General features: G+C 38.5%; 1 pseudogene. It reads left to right on the plus strand.

Annotated elements, in window-relative coordinates:
- A pseudogene (locus ACSG5Z_RS31610) lies at nt 1-288 on the plus strand (chorismate-binding protein); the annotation flags it as partial.

The raw sequence follows: 288 nt of genomic DNA on the forward strand, positions 1-288 counted from the left end.
ATATGGCACTGTAGAAGTAGATGAATTTATGGTAATTGAGTAATACTCACATGTTATGCATATTGTTTCTAATGTGCGTGGTGAGGTGGAAGAAGATACAGATGCTTATGATTTAGTGAAGGCTGTATTCCCTGGGGGAACAATTACTGGTGCCCCGAAAATACGTACGAAGGAAATAATTGAAGAATTAGATCCTGTTCGCCGAGGGATTTACACAGGTTCAATCGTGTGGATCGGTTATTCTGGAGATACAGAATTGTATATTGTAATTAGAACACTGCTTGCTAA

The organism is Bacillus pretiosus (genome assembly GCF_051294775.1).
GTDB classification, from domain to species: Bacteria; Bacillota; Bacilli; order Bacillales; family Bacillaceae_G; genus Bacillus_A; species Bacillus_A wiedmannii.